1 protein-coding gene is annotated in these 1,038 nt (G+C 46.5%); it reads left to right on the top strand.

Going from position 1 to position 1,038, the window contains the following annotated elements; all coding sequences use genetic code 11:
- A partial coding sequence (locus I6F28_RS37015) for a colicin-like bacteriocin tRNase domain-containing protein (protein ID WP_276573453.1) occupies positions 1-1,038 on the top strand: 1,038 nt, incomplete at both ends.

Below are 1,038 nucleotides of genomic sequence, written 5' to 3'. Positions count from 1 at the left end.
ATTCAGCGCATCATTTCCTGGTGTTCCTTCCCTGACTGTCAGCACTGTCAACGATGCGCCTGTATCAACCTCGCTTCCCGCCGGAGTTACGGAGGATAAAGACCGGACGGCTTTTCCTGCAGGATTTACCTTCGGTGGTGGCTCTCATGAGGCGATTATCCGCTTCCCTGCTGACAGTGGTCAGAAACCAGTGTATGTGTCGGTAACCGACGTCCTGACTCCTGAGCAGGTAAAACAGCGTCAGGATGAGGACAGTCGTCGCCAGCAGGAATGGGATGCCCGACATCCTGTTGAAGTGGCGGAACGTGAGTATGAAAGTGCAAAAGCAGAACTGGAGGCAGAAAACAAGAAAGTTCAGAGTTTTCAGGCAACGCTTGATGGGCTGAAAAATACTCCGGAAGGTCTTGCTCTGTCTGATGCAGGACAACACCCGTTAACATCCAGTGAATCCCGGTTTGTAGCTGTCCCCGGATACAGTGGGGGTGGTGTACATTTTGACGCCACAGCAACAGTTGATTCGCGTGACAGGCTGAACAATCTGATAAATATGGGGGCAACCGCTTATGTTAATAACGTTCTTGAACTTGGAGACGTCAGTGCCCCTACAGAGGATGGGGTAAAAGTCGGTAATGCAATAAAAAATGCAACTATTGAGGTATATGACAAATTACGGCAGCGCCTCCTTGACCGACAGAATGAAATAAATAACGCCCAGGCTTCTCTTAATGCTGCAGTTGAGAGTCGTAACCAAAAAGAGGAGAATAAAAGAGATGCTGAAGGCAAACTAAATGATGAGTTAGAAAAAAACAAAGGGAAGATACCTGATCTTAAAATAGATCAGAAAATTAGGGATCAAATGCCAGAAAGAGGATGGACAGAAGATGATATCAAAAATACCGTATCTAACGGTGCGACTGGTACATCTTTTGATAAGCGCAGTCCGAAGAAAACACCTCCAGACTATTTAGGTCGAAATGATCCAGCAACAGTATATGGTTCGCCAGGTAAATATGTTGTTGTCAATGATCGGACTGGTGA

The organism is Bradyrhizobium sp. NBAIM14 (assembly GCF_020193895.1).
Classification (GTDB): domain Bacteria; phylum Pseudomonadota; class Alphaproteobacteria; order Rhizobiales; family Xanthobacteraceae; genus Bradyrhizobium; species Bradyrhizobium yuanmingense.
The sequence above is the reverse complement of the archived record's forward strand: the minus strand, read 5'-3'. Positions and strand labels throughout refer to the sequence as shown.